We start from the raw sequence: 4,170 nt of genomic DNA on the forward strand, positions 1-4,170 counted from the left end.
TTATCCTCAATTTTCTGTCGTCCTCGCTACGGGGTCGCCTAGACGGGCGCTATTCCCGGACAGACTCCTAGCCCGTGTAATTGACAAAACAGGTAGGTTCAATTCCTGAAGCAACCAACAACATTAATAGCTTCTTCGAATAATGTAATCGGCAATCTGGCGAAGAAAATCAGCACAATGGTCAAACCCGGAAAGGGCACTGATCGCAGAATGGTGAAGCTCTGTGGCATAAGCTTTCGCTGCCTCCAGCCCCATCAGGGAAACATAAGTTGGTTTGTCCAGAGCCATGTCTGCCCCCTGAAGCTTGCCCAGCGTCTCCGTATCAGCAATAACGTCCAGAATGTCGTCCCGAACCTGAAAGGCAAGACCGATGGCTCTTGCATACTGATCCAGTGACTGCAACTCCTCATCCTGCAACGGTCTGGCACATAATGCTCCCATACGGACGCTGGCCCGAATCAGAGCACCGGTTTTATGGGTATGCATCAACTCAAGCTGCTGCTGGCTCAGCACCGTCCCGGCGGCACACTGGTCCATCGCCTGACCACCAGCCATACCAGCCAATCCCGAAGCCTGACTGAGGATAGTCACCAGCTGCAATCGAACACTGTCTGACAGGGTTGATTCAGGACATAAACGAGCATTGCCCAGCACCTCAAAGGCCTGACTCTGCAGCGTGTCCCCTACCAGAATCGCGGTTGCCTCATCGTATGCCTTGTGGCAGGCTGGCTTGCCCCTGCGCAGGTCATCATCATCCATCGCTGGCAAATCATCATGAACCAGTGAGTAGGCATGGATTAACTCAACAGCACAGGCTGCAGGGTTTGCCTGCTTAACATCCCCACCGAGAGCATGACAGGCTGCATAGACCAACGTTGGCCGCACTCTTTTGCCACCATTAAAGACACTGTATCCCATGGCTTCCAGCAGCAGGGGGCTGACCTTACTGTCATCAGGCAGGACTGTAGAGAGTACATTATCCACCTGTAAACGACACTGATCGAAAAATTTTGAAAGCGGCACAGGGCTTGCCATCTTCACAGTCCTCTATCTGCTGAAGGCTCTTCACCGCCAGCAGCAAATGGCTCTGTGGTCAGCTCACCATTTTGCATAAGCAACTTTTGAACTTTCTGCTCAGCATCGGTCAATGCTTTCTGGCAGCCACGAGTCAGTTTAATGCCCTGTTCAAAGGCTTTCAGAGATTCTTCCAGGCTCAAATCGCCGGACTCCATTTTCTGGACCAATGTCTCCAGCTCGGCCAAAGACTGCTCAAAGGCAAAGCTCTCAGTATCCACCGTATTTTTTGACATGAATGAGCCTGTTAAAGAAAACATTCATAGCGCGTTGTCAACGAGCCATGAAGAGAATAGTTGGCGAAAACGATTTTCGCACCCGTTTGACAAACCGCTTTCGACCCTCCGCAATGATCAAACCATTATCCCGTTGGCCGATATTGAAAGCAATGCCCTGACAAGATCATGGACCTTAATGATGGAAGAACAAAAACGGCAAGCAGTCTATCACAACTCAAGGCTGGGCCAGATTCTGATAAAAAAAGGATATATCTCACCAGAGCAGCTTGATGCAGCCATTCAACAATCAGCAAGCCATGACCAACTTCTTGGAGAATACCTGATAGACCAGCGCATGCTGTCACGATGGCAATTACGCAGGGCACTTTCCAGCCAGAGCCAGCTTCGTTTATCTGCCTCCCTGTCAATGGCACTGCTCACTCCGGTTTATCGACTGCTTGCGAAAGAACATTCTGAGCCGGTTGATAGCACGCTGGAAACGCTGCTCAAGCCTCTCCTGATAGCAGGCTGCGCTGACACATTTGAATTCAACCCTGATTTGTCAACGATTGAAATCAGACACAATGGCCTGATTCGGCTTCGGATCCCAAGCACTCTTGGCGAGCTGAACTTTGAAGACCTGCGATTGATAACCGATGGCAGCAAAAACCACCAGGCGTTGTCCCTTGCAGATCTTGAGCTTTCTGATGCCCGGTTATTTATCAGAACCATCCACAACCAGCTTGATCCAGCCCTGCCTTGAAACGATTCAGGGCCTGTGCGACTTTTACAACAGCCCTGATAGGTAATCAGCCAGTGACGCTCCCCTGACTAAATCCCGAGCCCGGATAGCGATGTTAAGCATGTTGTTGGTACTGGCCATGGTTTGGTTTGATATATGGACACCCGGTCAGCATAATGATTTTTTACTCGAAACAGGCAGGACATTGCCGGAAGTGGAACTTTTTTCAGAATCTGAAATCTTAACAAAACCAGATAAAAGATAATGGGTTTTTACAATGCCTCCAGCCAATGCTATTTCACCTCAAGTAAAATCATACATTCTTAATTCTCAAATTGCCGATTCAGATATTCCATTCGTTTTTTTTGGTATCAGAACCGTAAAAGAAGTACGTTGCCAACCGGAAACCTGTCATTTTAACAAACTTCCTGACGAACTATTGGAATTTATTGCCAAGAAATTGAGTTTTTCTGATTTTGTTAATTTCAGTGCAACTCATACACGTCATGTGTCATGCCTTCGATCAGACCATCTCATTAAAAAAATTTTTGTCAGCGATAAAAGCATCACATTGTTGCTTTCAGAAAGAGCGGACAACAAAGCGAAATGTTACCTGAGGGACCTGCCGTGGAATGGCCTGCAGCTCACAGCGGATTCGGTGGTTGAGGCTTTCCCGGATAGTCCGGAAGGCAAACTGGGCGTAGCGCACTTCAAATCGGAATGTCTCCGGAGGGGCCAGCCGTTGAATGGCCAACAGGTCTCACCGGATGAGGTTGTTCAAGCTTATGAGGCAGCCAATGCGACACTGGAGCTGGGGCACTTTAAGGGACAATGTCACTTCCGGGGACTGCCGTTGAATGGGCACCAGGTCTCACCAATAGAGGTGGTTGAGGCTTTCCCGGATAGTCCACAAGGCAAACTGGAGATAGCGCACTTCAAAGCACAACTGTGCCTGAGAAACGAGCGGTTGGGTGACCAGCGGGTCACACCGGATGAGGTGGTTAACGCTTTCCCGGATAGCCCGGAAGGCAAAGTGGGCAAAGCACGCTTTAAGAAACAATGTTGCCTGAGGGGCCTGTTGTTGAATGGCCACCAGATCACACCGAATGCGGTAGTTAAGGATTATCAGGCAGCTAAAGCAAAACTGGAGCTGGCGCACTTTAAGGGACAATGTTACTTCAGGAGACTGCCATTGAATGGCCACCCGGTCTCACCAACAAAGGTGATTAAGGCTTTCCCGAATAGCCCAAAAGGCAAACTGGAGTTAGTATGCTTCAAAGCAGAATTATGCCTGAGAAACCGGCCGTTGTGTGGCCAGCCGGTCACACCGGATGCGGTGGTTAGCGCTTTCCCGGATAGTCCGGAAGGCAAACTGGAGATAGCACGCTTTAAGGAACAATGTTGCCTGAGACACCGGCCGTTGAATGGCCAGCTGGTCACACCGGATGCGGTAGTTAAGGATTATCAGGCAGCTGAAGCAACACTGGCGCTGGTGCGTTTCAAAGCGAAATGTTGCCTGAGGGGCCTTCATTTGAATCACCAGCCGGTCTCACCAGATTCGGTGGCTAAGGACTATGAACGTGGTGGTTGGTTGCTCGAAAGAGCTTATTTTTATTCTCAGCTGGAATTGAATGCAAGATAATTCGATGGCATTTATCCTGCGTAATTTTACTAAAAGACAGTTTCAATATAACTGCAGGCTTATTGGCATTGCTAATAATTTGTTTATGCCATTTTTGTTGAAAGATCAGACAGAAATCATCGATATCACAGAATACACTGATTACAGATATGGAGCCTGCAGTTAGCTGTCTATGGTTTGGCATCTAACGGTTAACGCCCTCGATATATTAAGAGGAGCAATAGAATAATAGAGAATGAGTTAAATTTTCGTTTTTAAATTGACGTCCGGGAGGTCACCTCAAACAGGCCCTGACACACTATAGATTGAACGTGGCAATCATTTTAAGGTCAAACTGTGGTATTTATATTCCAAGTGTGCAGGGTTTTATTCTGAAAGCAACCGCATCCGCCAACTCCCACCGAAAGCCTGCTGGCCGGGTTGACCAACCTGATTCAAGTAGGATTCCTCAGCGCTCCAGAAGTACATTTAACGGTAAAAGAGTCTCAAACCAT

4 protein-coding genes are annotated in these 4,170 nt (G+C 48.4%); 2 read left to right on the plus strand and 2 right to left on the minus strand.

Features of this window, described 5'->3' with window-relative positions:
• Nucleotides 1-123 precede the first annotated feature (123 nt).
• Nucleotides 124-1,035, minus strand: a complete 912-nt coding sequence (locus KDK15_RS09365; protein WP_257295091.1) for a polyprenyl synthetase family protein — start codon at nucleotides 1,033-1,035, stop codon at nucleotides 124-126.
• Nucleotides 1,036-1,037: 2 nt separating this feature from the next.
• Nucleotides 1,038-1,310 (minus strand): exodeoxyribonuclease VII small subunit, encoded by a 273-nt coding sequence (locus KDK15_RS09370; protein WP_257295092.1) that lies wholly within the window; start codon nucleotides 1,308-1,310, stop codon nucleotides 1,038-1,040.
• On the opposite strand from KDK15_RS09370, the gene KDK15_RS09375 reads away from it, so the two are divergent.
• Both KDK15_RS09375 and KDK15_RS09380 read left to right on the plus strand, forming a co-directional pair.
• Nucleotides 1,309-2,055 carry a hypothetical protein gene (locus KDK15_RS09375; RefSeq protein WP_257295093.1) on the plus strand — a complete coding sequence of 249 codons (747 nt, stop codon included), beginning with the start codon at nucleotides 1,309-1,311 and terminating at the stop codon, nucleotides 2,053-2,055. The genes KDK15_RS09370 and KDK15_RS09375 overlap by 2 nt on opposite strands.
• A 256-nt stretch (nucleotides 2,056-2,311) precedes the next feature.
• On the plus strand, nucleotides 2,312-3,676 hold the full coding sequence (locus KDK15_RS09380; protein ID WP_257295094.1) for a hypothetical protein: 1,365 nt from the start codon (nucleotides 2,312-2,314) through the stop codon (nucleotides 3,674-3,676).
• The last annotated feature ends 494 nt before the right edge of the window (nucleotides 3,677-4,170 follow it).

The organism is Endozoicomonas sp. YOMI1 (assembly GCF_024606345.1).
In the GTDB taxonomy this organism is placed as follows: Bacteria; Pseudomonadota; Gammaproteobacteria; order Pseudomonadales; family Endozoicomonadaceae; genus Endozoicomonas.

Excerpts from the sequence above, each read along its gene's own strand:
- KDK15_RS09365 (WP_257295091.1), bottom strand. The coding sequence starts at position 1,035 with ATGGCAAGCCCTGTGCCGCTTTCAAAATTTTTCGATCAGTGTCGTTTA.
- KDK15_RS09375 (WP_257295093.1), top strand. The coding sequence starts at position 1,309 with ATGAATGAGCCTGTTAAAGAAAACATTCATAGCGCGTTGTCAACGAGC.
- KDK15_RS09370 (WP_257295092.1), bottom strand. The coding sequence starts at position 1,310 with ATGTCAAAAAATACGGTGGATACTGAGAGCTTTGCCTTTGAGCAGTCT.
- KDK15_RS09380 (WP_257295094.1), top strand. The coding sequence starts at position 2,312 with ATGCCTCCAGCCAATGCTATTTCACCTCAAGTAAAATCATACATTCTT.